Below are 22,915 nucleotides of genomic sequence, written 5' to 3'. Positions count from 1 at the left end.
CAGCTGTTAGAAAAAACAGCCTAACAGTTAACTGGAAAGCGCGTCGACTGTTCGAACTACAGGGCGCGGCAGATGCCACCATGCACCTGTCGGCATCTTTCCAATGCAGAATTCCACCCGTCCACCAACCGTGAGCACACGCCATGTCGAGCCCCCTTCCACGGCGCACGTACCTGTATTTCACCGCGCAATCGATCAACCTGACGACTGCGGTCATGTCCGTGACCATGGCGGCCATTGTCGGGGCGGCGCTGGCGCCTGCTGCCACATGGTCCACTGTGCCCTATGGGTTCCAGTTCCTTTGCCTGATGCTGGCTACCTATCCGGTCTCCAGGCTGATGAGCCGCATTGGCCGCATGCGCGCCTTCATGCTGGGCTCGGTCCCTTTGGCGGTGTCTGGCATCAGTGGTTACCTGGCGGTGCAGTACCAGCACTTCCCGACGCTGGTGATCAGCCATTCGGCATTGGGCATCTACATTGCGTTTGCCAACTTCAATCGCTTCGCGGCCACCGACAATCTGGCCCAGAACCTGAAGCCCAAGGCGCTTTCCCTGGTGGTGGCCGGTGGGGTGATCGCTGCCGTGGTCGGGCCGGCGCTCACCGAGTGGCTGAGGGACGTTGGTGGGTATCCGCTGTTTTCGCTGTGCTACGCCGCTTTTGTCGGCCTGGCGGTGATGTCGTTGCTGACAGCGGCCTGCCTGCCCGGCGATACCGGCACCGCCAGTAACGACCGTGCAGCGAAACCGGCTGGCACGACCGCCGAGCCGCTGAGCCCGGTGGTTGCCGTGGCCATGGCGGTGGCCGCGCTGGGCTACGGCATCATGAATTTGCTGATGATCCAGGCGTCCATGCACATGAAACACATGCATGAGGACTTTTCCGACGTTCGCTTGGCGATTCAATGGCATGTGATTGCCATGTTTGCGCCGTCGTTCTTCACCGGCGCCATCATCCACAAGCTCGGCATCAGGGCCACCATCTGTCTCGGCCTGTGCCTGCTGATCGGTTGCACGGCCATGAACATGTGGTCGCACAGCTACGCGATGATGACCTTGTCACTGATAGCCCTGGGCCTGGGTTGGAACCTGACCTACGTGGGCGGTGGGGCGCTGTTGGCGCAGACGCTGCAAAACAGCCCGGCAGCGATGCAGATGCAGGGGAAGAACGATCTGGCCATTGCGGTGTTCGCGACCGTTGGTGCATTCAGCCCATCGCTGTTGCTGGGTACGGTCGGCTGGGATGGCACCAATGCCATTTGCATGGCCCTCTGCATCGTGCTGCTCATGGCCACCGCAGGGTTGCTGCAGCGCAAGGTTTCAGGGCCTGCCAGGGCCAGTTAGACCCCGGCTACCCTCCGCGCGGCCCGCAGCAGGGACGCGCGAGTGCTGTTCAGGTCAGGCGCCGTGGCACTTCTTGAACTTTTTCTGGCTACCGCACGGGCATGGGTCGTTACGGCCAACGTCCTTCAGGGCGTTGCGTACCGGCTCCTGGTGGCCGTGGTTGCAGTGCGGGCCGTGTACATGGCCATGATCGTGGTGGTGATCATGATCGTGGTTGCAGTCAAGGCCATGAACGTGGGGTTGCTGGGACATTGCAGGGTCACTCCGGTTTGTAATCGCCGGGGATTATCTCACCACTGCGCGACAAGTGCAGGTCCCGATGGATGAGCAACCCGGTCGCCAGCTCGCCCTGCAGGCTGTAATGCAGTGGTTGTTCGCTTTTCAGCAGCTTGGCCAGCGGTTTCAGGTGCTGCCACAGGTTGGTCCGTGCGGTGATCTTGAAAGTACGCCGTGCATGCCCGCCGACACTGCGCCACACGCTGGTTTCATCCTGCACCAGCAACAGGTCGTTGAGGCGTATGGCATACGACAGGTTGCGGATGAACAGGCGGCTGTCATTGGGGTTGTCGATTCGCAGATGCAGCACGAACTCCTGCTCCAGCAACCTGGCCTTGACCGTCTCCACCTCGACCAGGTGCACCTCGGGTTCGCGCCAGTCGTCACCGCCCCAGCTGGCGCAGCCCGCCAGCAGTGCAAGCCATGCCATCAGGGTGGCGAGCAGCAGCGGGCGGGTGCGGGCGATCATGGTCAGCTACCCACGTAACTGGCGCAGCATTTCTTGAACTTCTGGCCGCTGGCGCAGGGGCAGGGGTCGTTGCGCCCGGCCTTGAGCCCGACCGTGGGGTCGATGAAGTACCAGCGCCCGGCGTGCTGGACGAATGCCGAGCGCTCGCGGTGCTGATGGTCACCCTCCTGGTCGTGCCAGCGTGCAGTGAAGGTGACAAAACCGTGCTCTGGCTGGCCGCCCAGCACCTCTGCGCTTTCCACCTCCAGGCCCAGCCAGGTGCTCTGGGCGCTCCAGGCGGCCATGGCGGCACGGTCCAGGCCGGCTTGCTGGGCCGGCAGGGTGGTGGCCACCAGGTAGTCGACCAGGCCCAGCACGTAGGCACTGTAGCGTGAGCGCATCAGCGCCTGGGCATCCGGCGCCGGGGTGCCGGCATGGTAGTGCCCGCAGCAGGCGTCGAGCAGGTTGCCACTGCCACAAGGGCAGACCGAGACACTCATCATCACCACCAGTACTTGCCGAAGTTTTCAGGGTTGGCCCAGAACTTGGCATTCAGCCAGTCCGGTACCTGCTTGTAGTCATGTAGATCATAGGTGAACAGGCTCAATACCTGCTGGTCACGGCGGAATTTCTCGCTGGCCGACAGGGCAAGGGCAAAGAAATCGGTGTCCTGCCAGCCACAGGCGGCCAGGTCGGCCAGCACAGCGACCCGGCTGGCATTGAGGTTGCGAATGCCACCGAGCAATTCCAGGCCGGTGCGTTTTGGCAGGTGCTCCAGGCAGTCCACCAGTACCGCCAGGTCAAAGCGCTGGGCTGCCAGTTCTGCCGGCAGCGGGCCTGGGGCGGCCGTGGCGATGGTTACCTGTGGGTGCGCCTGGGCGAAGGCGTCCAGCGCCGGGAAGCGCGTGCCCACCAGCAGCAGGCGTTGCGGAGTGAAGCGATCGAGCAGGGCCGCCAAGGCCTGCTGCGGGGTGCGCTGGGAAAAACCGTCGGTCATTGCCAATCCTCGTTGAAGTCATCCAAGACTAGCGGGCCGCAGCGTGCGGGCAAAGAGGCATGTGACTGTGTCGTGGCTTATTGGTGGCAGGGATCAGATGCTCGGTCTTTACTCCCTGAAATCGGCCTTATGCCGATTCCCCCTAGGAGAAGCAATGAAATGAGCATAGTACGCACAGCGATACCCCTGGTTCTGCTCACCAGTGTGTTGACTGGTTGTGCAGGTTTGCAAAAGACCGACTGGCCGAAATGTGCCGCCGTCGGGGGTGTAAGCGGCGCTGCCCTGGGCGCCATCGAGAGCTCCAGCTGGGCTGGTTGGGGCGCGTTGCTGGGCGGTGGCCTGGCGGCGGGCTATTGCTGGGCCCATGGCGATGGCGACGAGGATGGTGACGGTGTGCCGGACAGCCGTGACAAGTGCCCAGGCACCCCGCGCGGTGTGCAGGTCGATGCCAACGGCTGCCCACCGGAGCCGGCCGCGGTGGTCGAGGAAGTGGTGGTGCAGAAGGAAGAAGTCATCGTCATCCGCGATGTGCACTTCGAGTTCGACTCTGCGCGCCTGACCGCCAGCGACAAGGAGCGCCTCAACACCATTGCCACGCGCCTGAAACAGGAGGCGCCGTCCGCCCGCCTGAGCGTCAGCGGCCATACCGATAGCGTCGGCTCCGACAGCTACAACCAGAAACTGTCCGAGCGCCGTGCCCACTCGGTGACCGATTACCTGGTCGAGAGCGGTGTGCCGCGCAGCAGCTTCGTGTCGGTGGTCGGTGCTGGTGAAACCCAGCCGGTGGCAGACAACGCCACGGCCGAGGGGCGTGCCATGAACCGCCGTACCGAGATCAAGATCCAGCGGTAGACCGGCGTGCGCCCGTGCCTTGAGCAGTGGCACGGGCGCGTCTTCACGGCGGTCAGCCGTCCGTGGCCAATGACACAGGAGCATTCAGCATGAATGTGACGTCGAAGGCGGCGCTGCCGCTGTTGGTGGCTGCCAGCCTGCTAGCGGGCTGCGCCACCCACAGCGATGGCAGCGCGCCGCTCAACCAGAGGACCTGGCCCATCTGCAGCCTGCTCGGCGGCCTGGTCGGTGGTGGCCTGGGCGCCATCGAAAGTTCGAGTTGGGCGGCTGGCGGCGGTGCCCTTGGCGCCATCGCCGGGGGCCTGATCTGTTACGCCCAGGATGGCGACGAAGATGGCGACGGCATTTTCGACCGCCGTGATCGTTGCCCCGATACCCCCGCCAACACTGCGGTCGACCACATGGGTTGCCCGTTGAGGGTGTACCCCGCATCGCCGCCTGCCACTGAACCTGAACCCTCGCCGGAGGTGATCATCCTGGATGACAACGGCGCGGTGATGTTCGCCTTCGATTCCGCCGAGCTGACCCCGGCGGCCCAGCAGCGTCTGCAAGGCCTGGTGGCAAAACTCGATTCACCGACGGTGGCCAAGGTAAGCGTGATCGGGCATACCGACAACGTCGGCTCCGACAGCTACAACCAGGCACTTTCCGAACGCCGCGCCAGCAGCGTGGCCGTTTACCTGATCGGCCAGGGGCTGGAGGCGGGCAAGGTCACCAGCCAGGGGCGCGGCGAGAGTGAACCGCTCACCGACAACGAAAGCGAGGAGGGCCGTGCCCGCAACCGACGGGTGGAACTGCACCTCAACTGAGTGGTGCTGGCGCCTGTCCGGGCATTGCAGTTAATGTTGGTCGCACGGCCCGCTCGAACGGGCCGTCTCGACATAACAACAATCCATGGGGGCGGGATATGAAGTTCATCCTGGGCTTGGGCAAGGTCCTGACTGTCGCTTTCTGGGGGGTGGTGCTGTTCAATCAGTTCATGCCACAACCCTTGCCCTTCAACCTGCTGATCAACGCCGCCGGCATCACCTTGCTGGGCCTGCACCTGCTTGAAGTGCTGTTCTTCAATGGCAGCTTGCGCGGCCGCAGCCACCGCTGGTTCGATCGTTTGCAGATCCTGTTGACGGGTATCTTCCATGTCATGTCCATCCCCCGTGTGCAGGAGGCGCCGCGAAATGCGTAATCTGATGTTATTGGCCATGTTGGCCGCTCCCCTGGCCCAGGCCGAAAGCCTGGAGGTCGCTGCCAATTCCATGCTGCGCCTGCCCGACAAGTCTGCCAGCGTGCACCTGGCACAGTTGCGTGTCGCCGATGCCGCAACCCTGCTGCTGCCTGCCACGCTCGCGGAATTGAAGGTCGACCAGCTGGAGCTGGGGCGCGATGCGCGTATCGCCATTGCACCTTCCGATAGCCCGTTGCTGATCGAGGCGCGCAGTGCGCGGCTGGGTGAGGGTAGCGAATTCAGTGCGCCGGGAGCGGCGGGTACTTACCAGCGGGGGGCCCGGTCAGGCCGCAGCCTGGACCTGAAACTGGCTGAAGTGGATGCCGAGCGCCTGGCCATCGATGCCCGTGGCGGTGCCGGTGCGCCGGGGTACGTGGGGCTGGATGGCGCCAACGGCCAGGCCGGTGGCTGCACCTGGGGCCAGGCCAGCCGCGGTGCCAACGGCGATGACGGCGGCAACGGGCACGATGGCGCGCCGGGTGGGCGCATCCGCCTGAGCGTGCCGCAGGGCTTCCCGCAGGAACGCATCGTGGTCCGCCTGGACGGCGGCGCACCGGGCAAGGCCGGGGCTGCTGGCAAGGCCGGCAAGGGCGGCGCTAGCAAGGGTTGCCTGGTTTACCGCACAGACGCCGGCGCCAACGGCCGGCCGGGGCAGCCGGGCCAACCTGGGTTGGCCGGCGCTGTAGGTGAGCTGATTCTGCAGCGCCTCTGAAGCCTTGCCGCGCCCCCCTGTAGGAGCGGCCTTGTGTCGCGATGGGCTGCGCAGCAGCCCCAGGATTTCAGCGCCTTCGCACAAATTGCCGGGGCTGCTGCGCAGCCCATCGCGACACAAGGCCGCTCCTACAGGGGCCGAGCAGATCCTGTCAGAGCATCAGCCGCGAACTGGCCACGGCTACCACCGCCAGACCGAGCAGCAGGTTGATCCCCACCATCCGCCGAATCCGTCCCAGCACTGCCGCACCCGCCGGCCAGTCCTCGGCCTGCACTGCCCCCCTCAATTCCGGCAGCAGCAGCGCCTGGATGCGCATGAACAGGGCAAACATGGCGATGCCCCCACCGATCATCACCTGCACATATTTCGGTGCAGTCTCGAAGCCGCTGAAGCGCATGTGCAACATGCCGATACCACTTATCGCCAAAATCGCCACTGCCAGCCAGACCCAACCGAAGAAGCGTCGGAAAACTTCCACCCACAAGCGCAGCCGGGCAGGCCCTTCAAGGGCTGCAACCGTTGCCGGGCGCAGCACCAGCCAGGCGAAGAACATGCCGCCGACCCACACCAGGGCGGCCAGGACATGCAGTGTGTAGGGCAGGGCAAAGGCAAGCATCCGGATCTCCATGCGGCATAAAGGGCAATAGCGGGGTATGATAGCCGCCCCATGCGAAACACTGAAAATATATCCAGCCCTCCGGGCGCCTGCAGACCATGATCAGCAACGAACTCAAAGCCACCATCCAGGGCGCCTATACGCGTTTTCTCGAAGCCAAGAGCCTCAAGCCGCGCTATGGCCAGCGCCTGATGATCGCCGAAGTGGCCAAGGTGCTCGGCGACATCGCCTGCGACGAAGAAGGCCGCCGTGCCGGCGAGCCTGCCGTGGTGGCAGTGGAGGCGGGCACCGGTACCGGCAAGACGGTGGCCTACAGCCTGGCTGCCATTCCGGCCGCCAAGGCCGCCGGCAAGCGTTTGGTGATCGCCACCGCCACCGTGGCGCTGCAGGAGCAGATTGTCTTCAAGGACCTGCCCGACCTGATGCGCAGCAGCGGGCTGAACTTCAGCTTCGCCCTGGCCAAGGGCCGTGGCCGCTACCTGTGCCTGTCCAAGCTCGACATCCTGCTGCAGGAGGGCCACGCCCAGTCGGCCACCGCCCAGCTGTTCGAGGAAGAAGGCTTCCACATCGAAGTCGACGAGCGCAGCCAGAAGCTGTTCAACAGCATGATCGAGAAGCTTGCCGGCAACCGCTGGGACGGTGACCGCGACAGCTGGCCCGAAGCCCTGGAAGACCAGGACTGGGCGCGCCTGACCACCGACCACAGCCAGTGTACCGGCCGTCATTGCCCGAACTTCCAGCAGTGCGTGTTCTACAAGGCCCGCGAAGGCATGGGCAAGGTCGACGTGATCGTCACCAACCACGACATGGTGCTGGCCGACCTGGCCCTGGGCGGCGGCGCGGTATTGCCCGACCCGCGCGACACCATGTACGTGTTCGACGAAGGCCACCACCTGCCGGACAAGGCTATCGGCCATTTCGCCCACTATTCGCGCCTGCGCTCTACTGCCGACTGGCTGGAGCAGACCGCCAAGAACCTGACCAAGCTGCTGGCCCAGCACCCGCTGCCCGGTGACCTGGGCAAGTACATCGAGCAGGTGCCGGAGCTTGCGCGGGAAGTGCGCACCCAGCAGCAGTTCATGTTCACCCTGTGCGAGCAGGTTGCCGACTTCCGCCCCAGCGAGGACAACGAAGGCCGTGAGCGCCCGCGCTACCGCTTTGAAGGCGGCGTGGTGCCGGAGCAGATTCGCGAAGTGGGCATCGAGCTGAAAAAAGGCTTTGCCCGCCTCAACGACCTGTTCACCCGCTTGGCCGACCTGCTCAAGGAAGGCATGGACGGTGAGGTCAACATCGGCATCGCCAGCCACCAGGCCGAGGAGTGGTACCCGCTGTTCGGTAGCCTGGTCACCCGTGCCCAGGGCAACTGGGAACTGTGGACGGCCTTTACCGCCGAAGATCCGGAAGACAGCCCACCCATGGCCCGTTGGCTGACCCTGGCCGAGAGCGGTGCGCTGTTCGACATCGAAGTCAATGCCAGCCCCATCCTGGCCGCCGAAATGCTTCGCCGCAGCCTGTGGAGCGTGGCACATGGCGCACTGGTGACCTCGGCGACGCTGACTGCGCTGGGCAAGTTCGACCGCTTCCGCATGCGCTCGGGGTTGCCCCGTGACGCGGTCACTTGCGTGGTGCCCAGCCCGTTCGTGCATGGCGATGCCGGCCTGCTGCGGGTCCCCGACCTAAAGGCCGACCCGCGCGATGCTGCGGCGCATACCGCAGCGATCATCCGCGAACTGCCGAACATCGTCGAAGATGCCCGTGGCGCGCTGGTGCTGTTCTCCTCGCGCAAGCAGATGCAGGACGTGTTCGATGGCCTGGACCGTGACTGGCGCAAGCTAGTGCTGATCCAAGGCAACCTGTCCAAGCAGGAAACCCTGAACAAGCACAAGGCACGGGTCGACGATGGCCAGCACAGCGTGCTGTTCGGCCTGGCCAGCTTTGCCGAGGGTGTCGACCTGCCGGGTGCCTACTGCGAGCACGTGGTTATCGCCAAGATTCCTTTTGCCGTGCCTGATGATCCGGTCGAAGCGGCGTTGGCCGAGTGGATCGAAGCTCGCGGCGGCAACCCGTTCATGGAAATTGCCGTGCCCGATGCCTCGCTGCGGCTGATCCAGGCCTGCGGCCGCCTGCTGCGAACCGAACAGGACCGCGGTGTTATCACCTTGCTTGACCGGCGCCTGGTCACCCAGCGCTACGGCAAGGCTATTCTCAATGCGCTGCCGCCGTTCCGGCGGGAGATTTCCTGACCGCCGGAGCACACTTGCTCCGGTGCGTTGTCCATTACTCAGTCGTGGGCCATGAGGGCCCTGAAGGAGAGCCCCAGCCTTATGGTCCGCCGTACCCTGCCCGCCGTTTTTGCCCTGTTGTTCAGCTCGCCGTTGCTGGCTGGGCAGCAGACGCTTTTCAGCTTCGTGCGCCCGGCCTCGGTGGTCAATGTGGCGACCGAGGATGCCGGCATGCCGCAGTACAACGCGGAGCAGACGGCCGAAGGTGAAGTGTTGCGGCGCGTGGTGTTCAACCCGGCCGAGCGGCCGACCCTGCGCCTGAGCCCGCAAAGCGGTGTGTGGGACTGGTCCGGCGGTCAGTTCCTGACTTTGCGCCTGCAAAGCGCGATGGATTGGGCGCTGACCGTGGACGTGGTGGTGCAGGGCAGTGATGGGCGCACGTTGACCAGCCGCATCGACCTTCCGGCCGGTCCTGCACAAACCGTGATGGTACCGCTGACGGCCAGTTCGCCATTGAGCCAAGGCATGCGCGCCGGCCCGCCCATGCCCTGGAACCATGGCGGCCAGCGCCTGCTGCTGACCAGCAGCGCGGGTGCGGTCGACCTCAAGCAGGTGACGTCGGTCAGCCTGAGTATCCCCAACCCCAAGGTGGCGCAGAACCTGCTGATCGAGCGGGTGGGCATCCAGGATGACGACCAGGCATACAAGGCGGCCTACCAGGAACTGATCGATGCCTATGGCCAGTCCACCCGCGGCCATTGGCCAGAAAAGGTTACCAATGACGAGCAGCTCAAGGCGGCCGATGTACGCGAGCAGCAACAGCTCAAAGGCTGGCTGGCAGAGCGTGGCAAGCAGCAGCTGGACGCTTACGGAGGCCTGCTGGCCGGGCCGGCGTTCGAGGCCAAAGGCTTCTTCCGCACCGAAAAGCGTGACGGCCGCTGGTACCTGGTAACGCCCGAGGGGCATCCGTTCTATTCCCTGGGGGTGAATGCCGTCGCCGCGGATGGCGGGCGTACCTACGTCGCCGGGCGTGAGGGGATGTTCAAGGGGTTGCCGGTTGAGGGGGATGCACTGGCCGCATTCTATGGTGATGGCAACAACGACGATGGCAACCCCTCGTCGCAAGGTCGCAACTTCAAGCAGGGGCGCTGGTTCGATTTCTATGCCGCCAACCTGCAGCGCACCTATGGCAAACCCTGCCCGCCCGCGGTAGAGGGGCAGCCAGCAAGCTGCCCACCATTGGCGCTGGATACCGCCCGCTGGAAGGCGCATGCGCTCGACCGCCTGCAGGCCTGGGGTTTCAACACGGTCGGCAACTGGAGCGAACCGGCCCTGGGCCAGACCAGGCGCATGCCGTACACCTTGCCGCTATCGATCGTGGGGGATTACGCCAGCATCAGCACTGGCATGGACTGGTGGGGCCGCATGCCCGACCCGTTCGACCCGCGTTTTGCCATGGCCACCGAGCGCGCCGTGGCCATTGCCGCCCGCGATCACCGTGACGACCCCTGGCTGATCGGCTATTTCGCCGACAACGAACTGGCCTGGGCCGCCCCCGGTAGCGACCCAAAGGCGCGTTACGGCCTGGCCTACGGAACCTTGCGCCTGACTACCGACGTACCGGCCAAGCGCGCCTTCCTCAAGCAACTGCGTGACAAGTACCGCAACCAGGAAGGGTTGTCCAAGGCCTGGGGCATCGAGCTGAGCGCCTGGGAACTGATGGAGGACCCGGGTTTCGAGGCACCGTTGCCGAACCCGGAGCACCCGGAAATCGAGCGTGACTACCAGCACTTCCAGCAGGTGTTCGCCGAAACCTACTTCAGGACCATTGCCGACTCGTTGAAGTGGCATGCGCCCAATCACTTGCTGCTGGGTGGCCGCTATGCCGTCAGCACGCCGGAGGCGGTCAAGGCCTGCGCCGAGTTCTGCGATGTGCTCAGCTTCAACTTCTATACCCTCAAGCCGCAGGATGGCTACGACTTCACCCGCCTGGCCGAGCTGGACAAGCCGGTGTTGGTGTCCGAGTTCCAGTTCGGCTCGCGCGATCGCGGGCCGTTCTGGCCGGGGCCGCTGGAAGTGGCGCGGGAAGAGGACCGTGGCCCGGCCTACGGCAACTTCCTCAAGGCGGCCCTGGCGCAGCCGATGATCGTTGGCGCGCACTGGTTCCAGTACCTCGACCAGCCGGCCAGCGGCCGCCTGCTCGATGGCGAGAACGGTCACCTAGGGTTGGTGGCGATCACCGATATGCCATACCCGGGGTTTGTCGATGCCGTGCGCAAGAGCAACTTGCAGGCAATGAGCCAGCTGCGCGTCCAACTGGAAAAACCGGCGCCCTAGCAACCGGCTGACGCGGTCTTGTGTAGGAGCGGCCTTGTGTCGCGATGGGCTGCACAGCAGCCCCAGGATCTCAGCCGCAATGCACAAATTACCGGGGCTGCTGCGCAGCCCATCGCGACGCAAGGCCGCTCCTACAGGGGCACCGTTCGTCCTGGCTGCCATTCGTCGCGACCACTTGGCCCAAGCCAGTTTGCAAAACACGCAACTACTGAAACAATGCACACCATTTTCGGAATTGGTCGTACGGAGAACAGCGGGTGCAGATCCAGGGTCACTATGAGCTGAAGTTCGAAGCAGTGCGCGAAGCCTTCGCCGCGCTGTTCGATGATCCCCAGGAGCGTGGCGCCGCGCTGTGCATCCAGGTTGGTGGCGAAACCGTGGTCGACCTGTGGGCTGGCAGTGCCGACAAGGACGGCCAGCAGGCCTGGCACAGCGATACCATCGCCAACCTGTTTTCCTGCACCAAGACCTTCACCGCTGTCACCGCCCTGCAACTGGTCGGCGAGGGCAAGCTGGCGCTTGATGCGCCGGTGGCCAACTACTGGCCCGAGTTCGCCCAGGCAGGCAAACAGACGATTACCCTGCGCCAGCTGCTCAGCCACCGCGCCGGCTTGCCGGCCATCCGTGAGCTGCTGCCGGCCGAGGCACTGTATGACTGGCAGGCCATGGTCGATGCGCTGGCTGCCGAAACGCCCTGGTGGACACCCGGCACCGAGCATGGCTATGCCGCAATTACCTACGGCTGGCTGATTGGCGAGCTGATCCGCCGTGCCGACGGCCGTGGCCCCGGCGACTCGATCGTGGCCCGTACCGCTCGGCCGTTGGGGCTGGATTTTCATATCGGCCTGGCGGACGATGAGTTTCATCGCGTAGCGCATATCGCCCGTGGCAAGGGCAACGCCGGGGACGCTGCGGCTCAGCGCCTGCTGCAGGTGACCATGCGCGAGCCCGAGGCCCTGTCGACCCGTGCCTTCACCAACCCGCCGGCGATCCTGACCAGTACCAACAAGCCGGAGTGGCGGCGCATGCAGCAGCCAGCGGCCAATGGCCATGGCAATGCGCGCAGCCTGGCGGGCTTCTATGCCGGGCTGTTGGACGGTAGCCTGCTCGAATCAGAGCTGCTCGACGAACTCACCCGTGAGCACAGCCTCGGCCAGGATCGCACCCTGCTCACCCAGACCCGTTTTGGCCTGGGCTGCATGCTCGACCAGCCAGACGTGGCCAATGCCACGTTCGGCCTCGGGGCCCGCGCCTTCGGCCACCCAGGCGCCGGCGGCTCGGTTGGTTTCGCTGACCCGGAACACGATGTGGCCTTCGGTTTCGTGGTCAATACCCTTGGCCCTTATGTGCTCATGGACCCGCGAGCCCAGAAACTGGTACGCGTCCTTGCCAATTGCCTTTGATCGGGTAATGCGGGTATTGCCCCAGCCCTTTGACTATCCTCAATGCCAACGCCTGAAGGGCGTAAGCAAAATTTCTTTCTATTTCATGGTGTATCGCTGATGTCTTCACACAAAACCTTAGCACTCGCCCTGTGCCTGACCGCCGTTACCGGCTGCGCCAGTCACCCCCAGGACGGCTCGAAGGACAGCACCTCTAGCTGGTGGCCCTTCGGTTCGGACAAGGTTGCCGAGCAGGAAGTGAAGCAAGCCGTCACGGAAAATGTGGCCAAGGCCGACGCCAAGTCCGACAACGCCAGCCGTTGGTGGTGGCCGTTCGGCGGTGAAGAGAAGCAGGCCAAGGGGCCGGTGGTGCCGAAGGTCGACCAGAAGGCCACCCAGGCCTGGCTGGACGAGTACGAGCCAAAGCTGCGTGAGGCGATCAAGGGCAGCAAGCTGGAGCTGGAGCGTCGTGACAACGTGCTGGCCGTAACCATCCCGGTGGACAGTTCGTACAACCCCGATCGTCCGAACATGCTGCTGCCGATGACCCTGGGCCCGATTACTCGTGTGGCCAAGACTGTCGAAGGCGATGCCAAGACCGCTGTGCTGGTGCTCGGCCATGCCGACAGCAGCGGGGTCGCTGCCGCCAACCAGAAGCTAAGCCTGGAGCGCGCCGCTTCGGTGTCGGCCATCTTCCGCCTCAGCGGCCTGCAGCGTGACCGTCTGAACCTCAAGGGCATGGGCTCGGAAATGCCGCGCGCCGCCAACGACAGCGCCGAGGGCCGTGCCCTGAACCGCCGTGTGGAAATGCTGTTGACCCCGCAGAACACCATGGTCGCCCTGCTGGCCAAGTACCAGCAAGCCGCCCCGGCGCGCGCGCCAATGGTGGCGGTGCAAGATGTCAAAGCACCTGCTGCCAAGCCTGCCGACAGCAAGCCGGCCATCAAGGCTGCGGCGAAGAAGCCTGTGACCAAAGCCAAGGCCAAGGCGCCAGCCAAGACCACGGCCAAGAAAAAAGCTGCACCGGCCAAGCCGGTTGCCAAGAAAGCTACCACTGAAAAGAAAGTAGCTGCCAACAGCCCTGCGAAGACCAACTGATCGTCAAGGAACGCAGCAATGACCCAATCCCTGGCCGATATGCGCCGCGACTACACCCGTGATGGCCTGGCCGAATCCCAGGCCCCGGGAGAGCCGTTCGCCCTGTTCCACCAGTGGTTCGCCGAAGCGGTGAAAACCGAGCAGGTGCCGGTGGAAGCCAACGCCATGACCTTGGCCACTGTCGACGGTGAAGGCCGCCCGCACTGCCGTATCTTGTTGCTGAAGGGGCTCGATGAGCGTGGCTTCACTTTCTTCACCAACTACGATAGTGCCAAGGGCCAGCAACTGCTGGTCAACCCTTTCGCCGCCATGACCTTCTTCTGGCCGGCGCTGGAGCGCCAGGTGCGCATCGAAGGGCGGGTGGAAAAGGTCACCCCCCAGGAGTCTGACGCCTACTACCAGGTGCGCCCGCTGGGTAGCCGCCTGGGTGCTTGGGCTTCGCCACAGAGCCAGGTGATTGCCGGTCGTGAGGAGCTGGAGGGACTGGTCAAGGCCACTGAGGCGCGCTTTTCCGACACCCAGCCGCATTGTCCGGAGCATTGGGGTGGGTATCGTTTGCTACCTGAGCGCATCGAGTTCTGGCAGGGGCGGGCCAGCCGCCTGCATGACCGACTGAACTACCGGCTGGTGGACGGGCAATGGCTGCGGGAGCGGTTGGCGCCCTGAGTTTGTCGGGGCCGCTTTGCGGCCCCGGCGCTCCATCAGGCTACCCCGGATACCCTGTAGCCTGCCGTTCCAACCACCCCGCCAACTGCTTGCGCCCCACCTTCTCCACCCGCGCCTGCTCCAGCCTTTGCAGCATATACGCGCGTTTTTCCGGGTCCGCCCCTGCCAGCGACAACGCCAGGTCACGGTCCATCCAGCGGCGCATGCGCACATACAGCCACCAGTGGAAATACAGCCCCGCAACGGTGGTGACCACGACGATGAAGTAATCCATGGCTATCCTTGGTCTCACTTGAAAGGCCTCGACACAGCCGTGCAGGCTGTCCCTTGGCTGAATGAAAACAATTTTATTACGTTTGTACCGTGACAGCCGTCAACGTGCAGCGTCTAATGAGCACCTGACTTATGGAGACCTTACCCATGCGTAAATCCGCTTTGCTGGTGGCGACCTTTACCACCATGTCGCTGTTGCTGGGTGGCTGTGCCTCGAGCCTGACCGGTGACAGCTACTCCCGTGATGAGGCCCGCCGCGTGCAAACTGTGCGCATGGGCACTATCGAGTCCCTGCGTCCGGTCAAGATCGAAGGCACCAAGACCCCGATCGGTGGCGGTGCTGGCGCCATCGTGGGTGGCGTGGCCGGGAGCGCCGTGGGTGGTGGCCGTGGCAGCATCGTCGCCGCCGTGATCGGTGCCGTTGCCGGTGGCCTGGCCGGTTCCGCCGCCGAAGAGGGCCTGACCCGTACCCAGGGTGTCGAGATCACCGTGCGTGAGGACGATGGCAGCATGCGTGCCTATGTGCAGGCCGTGCAGCAGAACGAGATCTTCCGCGTTGGCGACCGCGTGCGCATCATGACCGTCGATGGCACCAGCCGCGTCACGCACTGACCGTAGCCCAACAAGAAAAAACCCCGACATGGCGCTCGCCAGTCGGGGTTTTTTCATGCTGCGGCCAGGTCAGCCGACGTTGGACTTGCGGCTGGCCATGGCGGTTACTGCATAGCCGAACACGGCGGCGAAGAACGATCCGGTGAGAATACCCATGCGGTCCATCCCGGCGTAATCACTGCTTCCAGGCACAAAGGCGAGCGAGCCGACGAACAGGCTCATGGTGAAGCCGATACCGCAAAGTATCGCCACACCCAGCAATTGCCCCCAACTGGCGCCTGCAGGCAGTGCGGCCAGGCGCAGCTTGACCGCGACCCATGTCAGGCCGAAGACACCCACGGTCTTGCCCAGCAACAGCCCCACGGCGATGCCCAGTGGCACCGGGTGGGTGAAGCTTTCTAAGGTCACGCCTGACAGCGATACACCGGCGTTGGCGAAAGCGAACAGCGGCAGGATGGCGTAGGCAACCCAAGGATGCAGGGCTTGTTCCAGGGCAAGCAGTGGTGAGCGTTCGGCATGGCGCGTGCGCAGCGGGATGCACAGGGCCAGGGCGACGCCGGCCAGGGTGGCATGCACGCCGCTCTTGAGCACGCAGACCCACAGGATCAGGCCAACGACCATGTAGGGCCCAAGCTTGACCACGCCAAGCCGATTCATCGACACCAGCAATACCAGGCAGGCGGCAGCCAGCAGCAGCGACATGCTCGACAGGGTGCCCGAGTAGAACAGGGCAATGACGATGATCGCACCCAGGTCGTCGATGATCGCCAGGGTCATCAGGAACAGTTTCAGCGACACCGGCACGCGCTTGCCCAGCAGGGCCAGTACGCCGAGGGCGAAGGCGATGTCGGTGGCTGTGGGGATAGCCCAGCCGGCTATGGCGGCAGGGTTGTCACGGTTGATGAACCAGTAGATCAGTGCCGGTATCACCATGCCGCCCACGGCGGCGGTGGCTGGCAGGATTACCTGGGAGGGCTTGGACAGGTGGCCGTCGACTACCTCGCGCTTGACCTCCAGGCCGATCAGCAGGAAGAACAGGGCCATCAGGCCGTCGTTGATCCAAAGCAACAGCGGTTTGGCGATGTGCAGCGCACCGACCTGAACGGCGACGGGAACGTCGAGCAGGCCGCTGTACAGGTAGGACAGCGGCGAGTTATTGATTATCAGGGCCAGGATGGCCGCAGCGATCAGCAACAGGCCACTGGCGGCTTCGAGCTGGAAGAAGCGGGTGAACAGGCTACGCACGGGCTATAGGCTCTCCATGAGCAGTTGACAATGGAACGGGCGTACACCCTAGCCTTTGGCGATATGCTTTCAAACAAAAACCATATTCGTTTTTGTTATATGGTATTGCTGGCTGGGCTGCGGGAAAGCCTAGACGCAGATGGGGAAGGAGTGGGGAGGGGAAGCCTGATCTTTGTTGTGGATTTTTCTGATGTCTGCAGTGGCCCTTTCGCGGTTTTACCCGCGAAGAGGCCCTGGCATGTAAAAGGCTCAGAGGCCGAGCATATCCCGCGCCACCGCCTCAGCGATGCGAATCCCATCGACACCCGCCGACAGGATCCCGCCCGCATACCCGGCCCCTTCACCCGCCGGGAACAGCCCCTTGAGGTTCAGGCTCTGGAAGTCCTCACCGCGGGTAATGCGCAGCGGCGAGGAGGTGCGGGTCTCGATCCCGGTCAGCACTGCATCATGCAGGTTGTAGCCCTTGATCTGCCGGTCGAACGCTGGCAGCGCCTCGCGAATGGCTTCGATGGCGAAGTCCGGCAGGCTCGGCGCCAGGTCGCCCAGGGTCACGCCCGGTTTGTAGGACGGCTCGACACTGCCCAGTGCAGTCGACGGCCGGCCAGCGACGAAGTCACCCACCAGCTGTGCCGGGGCCTGGTAGTTGCTGCCGCCCATCACGTAGGCGTGGGCTTCCAGGCGTTCCTGCAGCTCGATGCCGGCCAGCGGGCCGCCCGGGTAATCGCGCTCGGGGTCGATGCCGACGACGATGCCTGAGTTGGCGTTGCGCTCGTTACGCGAGTACTGGCTCATGCCGTTGGTAACCACCCGGCCTGGCTCGCTGGTTGCTGCGACCACGGTGCCGCCCGGGCACATGCAGAAGCTGTACACAGAGCGGCCATTCTTGGCGTGATACACCAGTTTGTAGTCGGCGGCACCGAGTTTCGGGTGACCGGCGTACTTGCCTAGGCGAGCCTTGTCGATCAGCGTTTGCGGGTGCTCGATACGGAAGCCCACCGAGAACGGCTTGGCTTCCATGTACACGCCTTTGGCGTGCAGCATGCGGAAGGTGTCGCGGGCACTGTGGCCCAGTGCCAGCACCACATGGCGCGAGTGCAGCTGTTCGCCGCTCTCCAGCACCACGCCGGTCAGTTGCCCATCCTCGATCAGCAGGTCGGTGACCTTCTGCTGGAAGCGCACTTCGGCGCCAAGGGCAATCATGTCCTGACGCATCTGCTCGACCATGCCGGTGAGGCGGAAGGTGCCGATGTGCGGTTTGTTGATGTACAGGATCTCGTCCGGTGCACCGGCCTTGACGAACTCTTCCAGCACCTTGCGGCCGTGGTGCTGCGGGTCCTTGATCTGGCTGTACAGCTTGCCGTCGGAGAAGGTACCGGCGCCGCCTTCGCCGAACTGCACGTTGGACTCGGGGTTGAGCACGCTCTTGCGCCACAGGCCCCAGGTGTCCTTGGTGCGCTGGCGTACTTCCTTGCCGCGCTCGAGGATGATCGGCTTGAAGCCCATCTGTGCCAGCAACAGGCCGGCGAAGATGCCGCACGGGCCGAAGCCGACCACGATCGGGCGCTCCTGCAGATCGGCAGGGGCCTTGCCGACGAACTTGTAGGTTACGTCTGGCGCCGGGCCGATATTGCGATCGTCGGCGAACTTGCTGAGCAGCTCGGCTTCGTTGCTGGCTTCCAGGTCGATGGTGTAGATGAACAGCAGTTCGCTGTTCTTCTTGCGCGCATCGTAGCTGCGCTTGAACAGGTTGAAGCTGAGCAGTTGCTCGTCGCGGATGCCCAGGCGCTGGACGATCGCTTCACGCAGGGCTTCGTCGGGATGGTCCAGGGGCAGCTTCAGTTCGGTGATTCGTAGCATGGCAGGGTCCAGTATCCCGGCCATGGGCGGCCGGCGGCTTTACACAAACCGCCAAGTATAAGCTGTTCGCCGCCCCGACTGGCAGGATAAAAGCGCCCGGCGATCAGTTGTCGCGTGCACCGCCATAGTAACCGCAGCCCAGCAGGGTCTTGCCGTCGATGCGCAGTTCGGCACGTAAGTGGTGGATGGCACCGGTGGCGGTGTCTACACAGCGTTGTGGCGCGACCCACAGCTCCACGTGCTGGCCGTTGGCTTCGCTGGTCAGGGTCAGGCCGCCGCCGGGCACTTCTTCTTCCAGAAAGGGCAGGGGCAGGGGATCCTGGCCGACGCGGTTGAGCACCATGCCTTTGCCGCTGGCCTTGATGTCCCATTCCGGCTCATGGCCGTTGGCGCGCAGGGTCAGCTGCTTGAAGTTGGGGTCTTCACAGGCGCGGGTGGAAGGTTCCAGGCGGTACAGGCGGCGAACTTCAAGCTGGCCGTCGTTGTTGGCCTGCCTGCTGCCGGTGAGGCGGCCACGGACGTCGGCGAACAGTTTGTCGTTGGCGTCCTTGGCGAGGTTGGCGGCTTCCTGCAGGATGCCGGTTGCGGCGACGTCGTTGATCACGAAAGTGCGGTTTTCGCTGCACGGCTTGAACAGCAGCTGGCCACCGCCGGCACGCAGCTCGCCCTGCATGCGCGTAGTGCCGATGTTCGGGTCGCTGGGGGTGTCAGCCATGAGCTGGCAGCCTGCGAACAAGGGCAGCAGGGCGGTGAGCAGCAGGGTGGGGGTGAGGCGCATGGGGCGGGCTCCGGGGAAATCTTTGCCATGAAAGCCGGCCACGTTACTCAGGCTGGCGCTGGATCACAAGTTAATGGTTGCCTGTGCTGGCCCTATCGCCGGCAAGCCAGCTCCCACAGGCTCCCACAACTTTCAGGAACTGTGGGGGTACCTGTGGGAGCTGGCTTGCCGGCGATAGGGCCAGTACAGGCAATACATTTCTGACAGGTAGAAAAAAGGGCCAGTAGATGGCCCTTTTCCCGGTCAACCCCCCAGGTACGCGTCGCGCACCTTCGGGTCGGTCAACAGTGCTTCCCCAGTACCCTGCATCACCACCCGGCCGTTCTCCAGCACATACGCCCGGTCAGCGATCTTCAGCGCCTGGTTGGCGTTCTGCTCCACCAGGAACACCGTCACGCCATCACGGCGCAGCTGTTCGATGATGTCGAAGATCTGCTGGATGATGATTGGCGCCAGGCCCAGCGATGGCTCGTCGAGCAGCAGCAGCTTGGGCTTGCTCATCAGCGCCCGGCCAATGGCGAGCATCTGCTGCTCGCCACCGGACATGGTGCCGCCACGCTGGATATAACGCTCCTTCAGGCGCGGGAACAGCTGCAACACCTTGTCCAGCTGCTCCTGGTAATCGCCCTTGTCGGTGAAGAAACCACCCATTGCCAGGTTTTCCTCGACGGTCAGGCGGGAGAACACGCGGCGGCCTTCCGGTACCACCGCGATGCTCTTGCGCATGATGTGCGAAGACGGCTGGCCGACCAGCTCTTCACCCAGGTACTTGATGCTGCCGCTGTGCGCCTGCGGCGAGCCGCACAAGGTCATCAGCAAGGTCGACTTGCCGGCGCCGTTGGCGCCGATCAGGGTGACGATCTCACCCTGGTTGATCTCCACATTGACGCTGTGCAGCGCCTGGATCTTGCCGTAGAAGGTGGAAACGTTCTCGAACTTCAGCATTTACGCTTCCCCCAGGTAGGCTTTGATCACATCAGGGTTGTCGCGGATCTCTTCCGGTGTGCCGTGGGCCAGGGGTGTGCCCTGGTTGATCACCACGATATGGTCGGAAATGCTCATCACCAGCTTCATGTCGTGCTCGATCAGCAGCACGGTGACGTTGTGCGACTCACGCAGGTAGGCGATCAGCGCCTTGAGGTCTTCGGTTTCCTTCGGGTTCAGGCCCGCAGCCGGTTCGTCGAGCATGATGATGCGCGGTTGGGTCATCATGCAGCGGGCGATTTCCAGGCGGCGCTGCTGCCCGTAGGCGAGGGTGCCGGCGGTACGGTTGGCGAACTCGGTCAGGTTGACCTTCTCCAGCCAGTACTGCGCGCGCTCCATGGCCTCCTTCTCGCTGCGGCGGAAGCTTGGGGTCTTGAACAGGCCGGCGAAGAAGTTGGTGTTGAGGTGGCGGTGCTGGGCGATCAGCAGGTTTTCCAGCGCGGTCATTTCCTTGAACAGGCGCACGTTCTGGAATGTCCGCACCACGCCCTTGCGGGCGATCTGATGCCCGGCCAGGCCCTGGATCGGCTGGCCATCGAGCAGGATGGTGCCGCCGCTGGGCTTGTAGAAGCCGGTCAGGCAGTTGAACACGGTGGTCTTGCCGGCGCCGTTCGGGCCGATCAGTGCCACCACCTGTTTTTCCTTGACGGTCAGGCCCACGCCGTTGACCGCCAACAAGCCGCCGAAGCGCATGCTCAGGCCGCTGACTTGCAGAATTTCGCGGCTCATCGACGCAGCTCCATGTGTGGACGTTGCATAGGCAGCAGGCCTTGCGGACGCCAGATCATCATCAACACCATCAGCGCACCGAACATCAGCATCCGGTATTCGCTGAACTCACGCATCAGCTCGGGCAGCAGGATCATCACGATGGCCGCGAGGATCACGCCCAGTTGTGAGCCCATGCCGCCGAGCACGACGATGGCGAGGATGATCGCCGACTCGATGAAGGTGAACGACTCCGGCGTCACCAGGCCTTGGCGCGCAGCGAAGAAGCTGCCGGCGAAACCGGCGAAGCAGGCGCCCAGGGTGAATGCCGACAGCTTGATCACGGTCGGGTTCAGGCCCAGAGCGCGGCAGGCGATCTCGTCTTCGCGCAGGGCTTCCCAGGCGCGGCCGATCGGCATGCGCAGCAGGCGGTTGATCACGAACAGCGCCAGCAGGGCCAGCAGCAGGGCCACCAGATAGAGGAAGATGACCTTGTTGATCGAGTTGTATTCAAGCCCGAAGAACTCATGGAACGTCTGCATGCCTTCGGCGGCACGGCGTTCGAAGGTCAGGCCGAAGAACTCCGGCTTGGGAATGTTGCTGATGCCGTTGGGGCCGCCGGTCCAGTCGGTGAGGTTACGCAGGAACAGGCGGATGATCTCGCCGAAGCCGAGGGTCACGATCGCCAGGTAGTCACCGCGCAGGCGCAGCACCGGGAAGCCGAGCAGGAAGCCGAAGGTAGCGGCCATGAGGCCGGCGATCGGCAGGCATACCCAGAAGCTCCAGCCCAGGTAGTGCGAGAGCATGGCGTAGCTGTAGGCACCGACGGCGTAGAAGCCGACGTAACCAAGGTCGAGCAGGCCTGCCAAACCGACCACGATGTTCAGGCCCAGGCCCAGCAACACGTAGATCAGGATCAGCGTGGCAATGTCGACCGCGCCGCGCGAGCCGAAGAACGGCCACACCAGTGCCGCGACGATCAGGCCCATGATCACGTAGCGCTGGGTTTTCGGCAGGGTCAGGTAGTTGCTGACCGCTGGCGGGATCAGCTTGCGATCCGAGCGGCGGCCCATCACCGAGCTCCACTGCTTGTCGAACAGCACGCGCAGGAACATCAACACCGAACACACGGCGATGATGCCGATGGTGAACGAGCCCTGGCTGTGCACCACCAGGCTGATGCCATCGATGCTCAGTTTCAGGCCCAGTACCGGGAAGGCCACGGCCCATACCAGCAAGGCGCTGAAGAACGCCTGTTTGAGATTTCTGTTCATACTTTTTCAACCTCCGGGCGGCCCAGGATGCCGGTCGGCCGGAATAGCAGGACAAGAACCAACAAGCCGAATGCCACAACGTCCTTGTACTGGTCGCCGAAGATATCGGCACCGAACGCTTCGGCCACGCCCAGCACCAGCCCGCCGAGCATGGCGCCCGGAATGCTGCCAATGCCACCCAGCACCGCCGCGGTGAAGGCCTTCAGGCCCACCAGGAAACCGGCGTTGGGGTTGATCACCCCGTACTGCATGCTCAGCAGCACGGCCGCCACCGCCGCCAGGGCGGCACCGATGACGAAGGTGAGGGCGATGATGTTGTTGGTGTTGATGCCCAGCAGGTTGGCCATCTTGATGTCCTCGGCGCAGGCGCGGCAGGCGCGGCCCAGGCGGGAACGGGAGATGAACAGGGTGAGGCAGGTCATGGCCACCAGGGTGACCACGAACACCAGGATCTGCATGTAGCTGATCAGTACTTCCTCCGCGCCGCCTGGCCCGAACGAGAAGCTTCCGGGGATCAGGTTGGGGATGGACTTGTCCTTGGAATCTTGCGACAGCAGGACGGTGTTCTGCAGGAAGATCGACATGCCGATGGCGGAAATCAGCGGGATCAGGCGGTTGCTGTTGCGCAGGGGGCGGTAGGCAACCCGTTCGATGCTGTAGCCATAGGCACTGGTGACGAAGATCGTCGCGACAAAGGCGACGGTCATCAGGACAGGCAGCGAATGGATACCCATCATGGCCAGGCCCGCCAGGGCGATGAAGGCCACGTAGGAACCGATCATGTACACCTCGCCGTGGGCGAAGTTGATCATGCCAATGATGCCGTACACCATCGTGTAGCCGATGGCGATCAAGGCATAGGTGCTGCCGATGGTCAATCCATTAACCAGTTGTTGGAAGAAATGGTAGATCTCAGGCATTACAGCGCTCCTAAAAACCTGATTTGCATTTCGCTGGCGGGGGTAGGCCAGGAAACCGCGGGTGACGGTTTTAAGATTTTCAGGTGAGCCCGCCCC

24 protein-coding genes are annotated in these 22,915 nt (G+C 63.8%); 11 read left to right on the top strand and 13 right to left on the bottom strand.

Going from position 1 to position 22,915, the window contains the following annotated elements; translation table 11 throughout:
• Positions 1 to 143: 143 nt before the first annotated feature.
• Entirely contained in the window at positions 144 to 1,340 is a 1,197-nt protein-coding gene (locus GEV38_RS21500; protein ID WP_173896012.1) for an MFS transporter, read from the top strand.
• A 54-nt stretch (positions 1,341 to 1,394) separates the two neighbouring features.
• On the opposite strand, the gene GEV38_RS21495 is transcribed toward GEV38_RS21500, so the two are convergent.
• The 4 genes from GEV38_RS21495 to GEV38_RS21480 are packed head-to-tail and all read right to left on the bottom strand — an operon-like array spanning position 1,395 to position 3,061.
• Complete coding sequence (locus GEV38_RS21495; protein WP_054573724.1) at positions 1,395 to 1,592, bottom strand: SEC-C metal-binding domain-containing protein; 198 nt, start codon at positions 1,590 to 1,592, stop codon at positions 1,395 to 1,397.
• A gap of 7 nt (positions 1,593 to 1,599) precedes the next feature.
• Positions 1,600 to 2,085, bottom strand: coding sequence for an LEA type 2 family protein (locus GEV38_RS21490; RefSeq protein ID WP_015271543.1), 486 nt, complete (start codon positions 2,083 to 2,085; stop codon positions 1,600 to 1,602).
• Positions 2,086 to 2,087: 2 nt separating this feature from the next.
• Positions 2,088 to 2,564, bottom strand: a complete 477-nt coding sequence (locus GEV38_RS21485; protein WP_015271542.1) for a YchJ family protein — start codon at positions 2,562 to 2,564, stop codon at positions 2,088 to 2,090.
• Between the two features lie 2 nt (positions 2,565 to 2,566).
• Positions 2,567 to 3,061, bottom strand: coding sequence for a DUF6231 family protein (locus tag GEV38_RS21480; protein WP_015271541.1), 495 nt, complete (start codon positions 3,059 to 3,061; stop codon positions 2,567 to 2,569).
• Between the two features lie 159 nt (positions 3,062 to 3,220).
• Between GEV38_RS21480 and GEV38_RS21475 the strand changes: the two genes are divergently transcribed.
• From GEV38_RS21475 to GEV38_RS21460, 4 genes are all read left to right on the top strand, one after another.
• Complete coding sequence (locus tag GEV38_RS21475; protein ID WP_003258902.1) at positions 3,221 to 3,913, top strand: OmpA family protein; 693 nt, start codon at positions 3,221 to 3,223, stop codon at positions 3,911 to 3,913.
• Positions 3,914 to 4,002: 89 nt separating this feature from the next.
• The gene (locus GEV38_RS21470; RefSeq protein WP_054573723.1) at positions 4,003 to 4,722 is read left to right on the top strand and encodes an OmpA family protein; all 720 of its coding nucleotides are present in this window, start codon (positions 4,003 to 4,005) and stop codon (positions 4,720 to 4,722) included.
• A 98-nt stretch (positions 4,723 to 4,820) separates the two neighbouring features.
• Complete coding sequence (locus tag GEV38_RS21465) at positions 4,821 to 5,096, top strand: DUF1145 domain-containing protein (RefSeq protein WP_013973933.1); 276 nt, start codon at positions 4,821 to 4,823, stop codon at positions 5,094 to 5,096.
• Positions 5,089 to 5,847: a hypothetical protein gene (locus GEV38_RS21460; RefSeq protein ID WP_015271539.1), complete on the top strand. Its 759-nt coding sequence runs from the start codon at positions 5,089 to 5,091 to the stop codon at positions 5,845 to 5,847. The genes GEV38_RS21465 and GEV38_RS21460 overlap by 8 nt, the downstream gene beginning before the upstream one ends.
• Positions 5,848 to 5,998: 151 nt before the next feature.
• Here GEV38_RS21460 and GEV38_RS21455 read toward each other — a convergent pair whose 3' ends face one another.
• On the bottom strand, positions 5,999 to 6,463 hold the full coding sequence (locus GEV38_RS21455; RefSeq protein ID WP_015271538.1) for a CopD family protein: 465 nt from the start codon (positions 6,461 to 6,463) through the stop codon (positions 5,999 to 6,001).
• Between the two features lie 98 nt (positions 6,464 to 6,561).
• Between GEV38_RS21455 and dinG the strand changes: the two genes are divergently transcribed.
• The 5 genes from dinG to pdxH all read left to right on the top strand — a co-directional run bounded on the left by dinG (position 6,562) and on the right by pdxH (position 14,168).
• On the top strand, positions 6,562 to 8,706 hold the full coding sequence (dinG, locus tag GEV38_RS21450; protein ID WP_013973931.1) for an ATP-dependent DNA helicase DinG: 2,145 nt from the start codon (positions 6,562 to 6,564) through the stop codon (positions 8,704 to 8,706).
• Positions 8,707 to 8,787: 81 nt separating this feature from the next.
• Positions 8,788 to 11,022, top strand: a complete 2,235-nt coding sequence (locus GEV38_RS21445; protein ID WP_054573722.1) for a beta-galactosidase — start codon at positions 8,788 to 8,790, stop codon at positions 11,020 to 11,022.
• Positions 11,023 to 11,279: 257 nt separating this feature from the next.
• Positions 11,280 to 12,425: a serine hydrolase domain-containing protein gene (locus tag GEV38_RS21440; RefSeq protein WP_054573721.1), complete on the top strand. Its 1,146-nt coding sequence runs from the start codon at positions 11,280 to 11,282 to the stop codon at positions 12,423 to 12,425.
• A 99-nt stretch (positions 12,426 to 12,524) separates the two neighbouring features.
• Positions 12,525 to 13,502 carry an OmpA family protein gene (locus GEV38_RS21435; RefSeq protein WP_054573720.1) on the top strand — a complete coding sequence of 326 codons (978 nt, stop codon included), beginning with the start codon at positions 12,525 to 12,527 and terminating at the stop codon, positions 13,500 to 13,502.
• 18 nt (positions 13,503 to 13,520) lie between these two features.
• Complete coding sequence (gene pdxH, locus GEV38_RS21430) at positions 13,521 to 14,168, top strand: pyridoxamine 5'-phosphate oxidase (protein WP_015271534.1); 648 nt, start codon at positions 13,521 to 13,523, stop codon at positions 14,166 to 14,168.
• Positions 14,169 to 14,208: 40 nt separating this feature from the next.
• Here pdxH and GEV38_RS21425 read toward each other — a convergent pair whose 3' ends face one another.
• Positions 14,209 to 14,442 carry a hypothetical protein gene (locus GEV38_RS21425; RefSeq protein ID WP_015271533.1) on the bottom strand — a complete coding sequence of 78 codons (234 nt, stop codon included), beginning with the start codon at positions 14,440 to 14,442 and terminating at the stop codon, positions 14,209 to 14,211.
• A gap of 146 nt (positions 14,443 to 14,588) precedes the next feature.
• Here GEV38_RS21425 and GEV38_RS21420 point away from each other — a divergent pair, with 146 nt between their 5' ends.
• Positions 14,589 to 15,053, top strand: coding sequence for a glycine zipper 2TM domain-containing protein (locus tag GEV38_RS21420; protein WP_013973925.1), 465 nt, complete (start codon positions 14,589 to 14,591; stop codon positions 15,051 to 15,053).
• A gap of 69 nt (positions 15,054 to 15,122) precedes the next feature.
• Here the strand turns inward: GEV38_RS21420 and nhaA are convergent, their stop codons facing one another.
• The 7 genes from nhaA to livH form a co-directional block, all read right to left on the bottom strand.
• A complete protein-coding gene (gene nhaA / locus GEV38_RS21415) occupies positions 15,123 to 16,298 on the bottom strand; it encodes a Na+/H+ antiporter NhaA (RefSeq protein ID WP_015271532.1) in 1,176 nt (391 codons plus the stop codon).
• A 249-nt stretch (positions 16,299 to 16,547) separates the two neighbouring features.
• Complete coding sequence (locus tag GEV38_RS21410; protein ID WP_015271531.1) at positions 16,548 to 18,155, bottom strand: NAD(P)/FAD-dependent oxidoreductase; 1,608 nt, start codon at positions 18,153 to 18,155, stop codon at positions 16,548 to 16,550.
• Between the two features lie 103 nt (positions 18,156 to 18,258).
• Positions 18,259 to 18,933: a COG3650 family protein gene (locus GEV38_RS21405; protein ID WP_015271530.1), complete on the bottom strand. Its 675-nt coding sequence runs from the start codon at positions 18,931 to 18,933 to the stop codon at positions 18,259 to 18,261.
• A gap of 243 nt (positions 18,934 to 19,176) precedes the next feature.
• Positions 19,177 to 19,878 (bottom strand): ABC transporter ATP-binding protein, encoded by a 702-nt coding sequence (locus tag GEV38_RS21400; RefSeq protein WP_013973921.1) that lies wholly within the window; start codon positions 19,876 to 19,878, stop codon positions 19,177 to 19,179.
• A complete protein-coding gene (gene livG / locus GEV38_RS21395) occupies positions 19,879 to 20,646 on the bottom strand; it encodes a high-affinity branched-chain amino acid ABC transporter ATP-binding protein LivG (protein WP_013973920.1) in 768 nt (255 codons plus the stop codon). It lies immediately after the preceding gene.
• Positions 20,643 to 21,899, bottom strand: a complete 1,257-nt coding sequence (locus tag GEV38_RS21390) for a high-affinity branched-chain amino acid ABC transporter permease LivM (RefSeq protein WP_015271529.1) — start codon at positions 21,897 to 21,899, stop codon at positions 20,643 to 20,645. The genes livG and GEV38_RS21390 overlap by 4 nt, the downstream gene beginning before the upstream one ends.
• Positions 21,896 to 22,819 carry a high-affinity branched-chain amino acid ABC transporter permease LivH gene (livH, locus tag GEV38_RS21385; RefSeq protein ID WP_013973918.1) on the bottom strand — a complete coding sequence of 308 codons (924 nt, stop codon included), beginning with the start codon at positions 22,817 to 22,819 and terminating at the stop codon, positions 21,896 to 21,898. The genes GEV38_RS21390 and livH overlap by 4 nt, the downstream gene beginning before the upstream one ends.
• Between the last annotated feature and the right edge of the window lie 96 nt (positions 22,820 to 22,915).

The organism is Pseudomonas sp. 13159349, from assembly GCF_013305685.1.
Taxonomy (GTDB): Bacteria; Pseudomonadota; Gammaproteobacteria; order Pseudomonadales; family Pseudomonadaceae; genus Aquipseudomonas; species Aquipseudomonas asiatica.
Note: the sequence above shows the minus strand (reverse complement) of the source record. Positions and strands in the feature narration are given on the sequence as shown.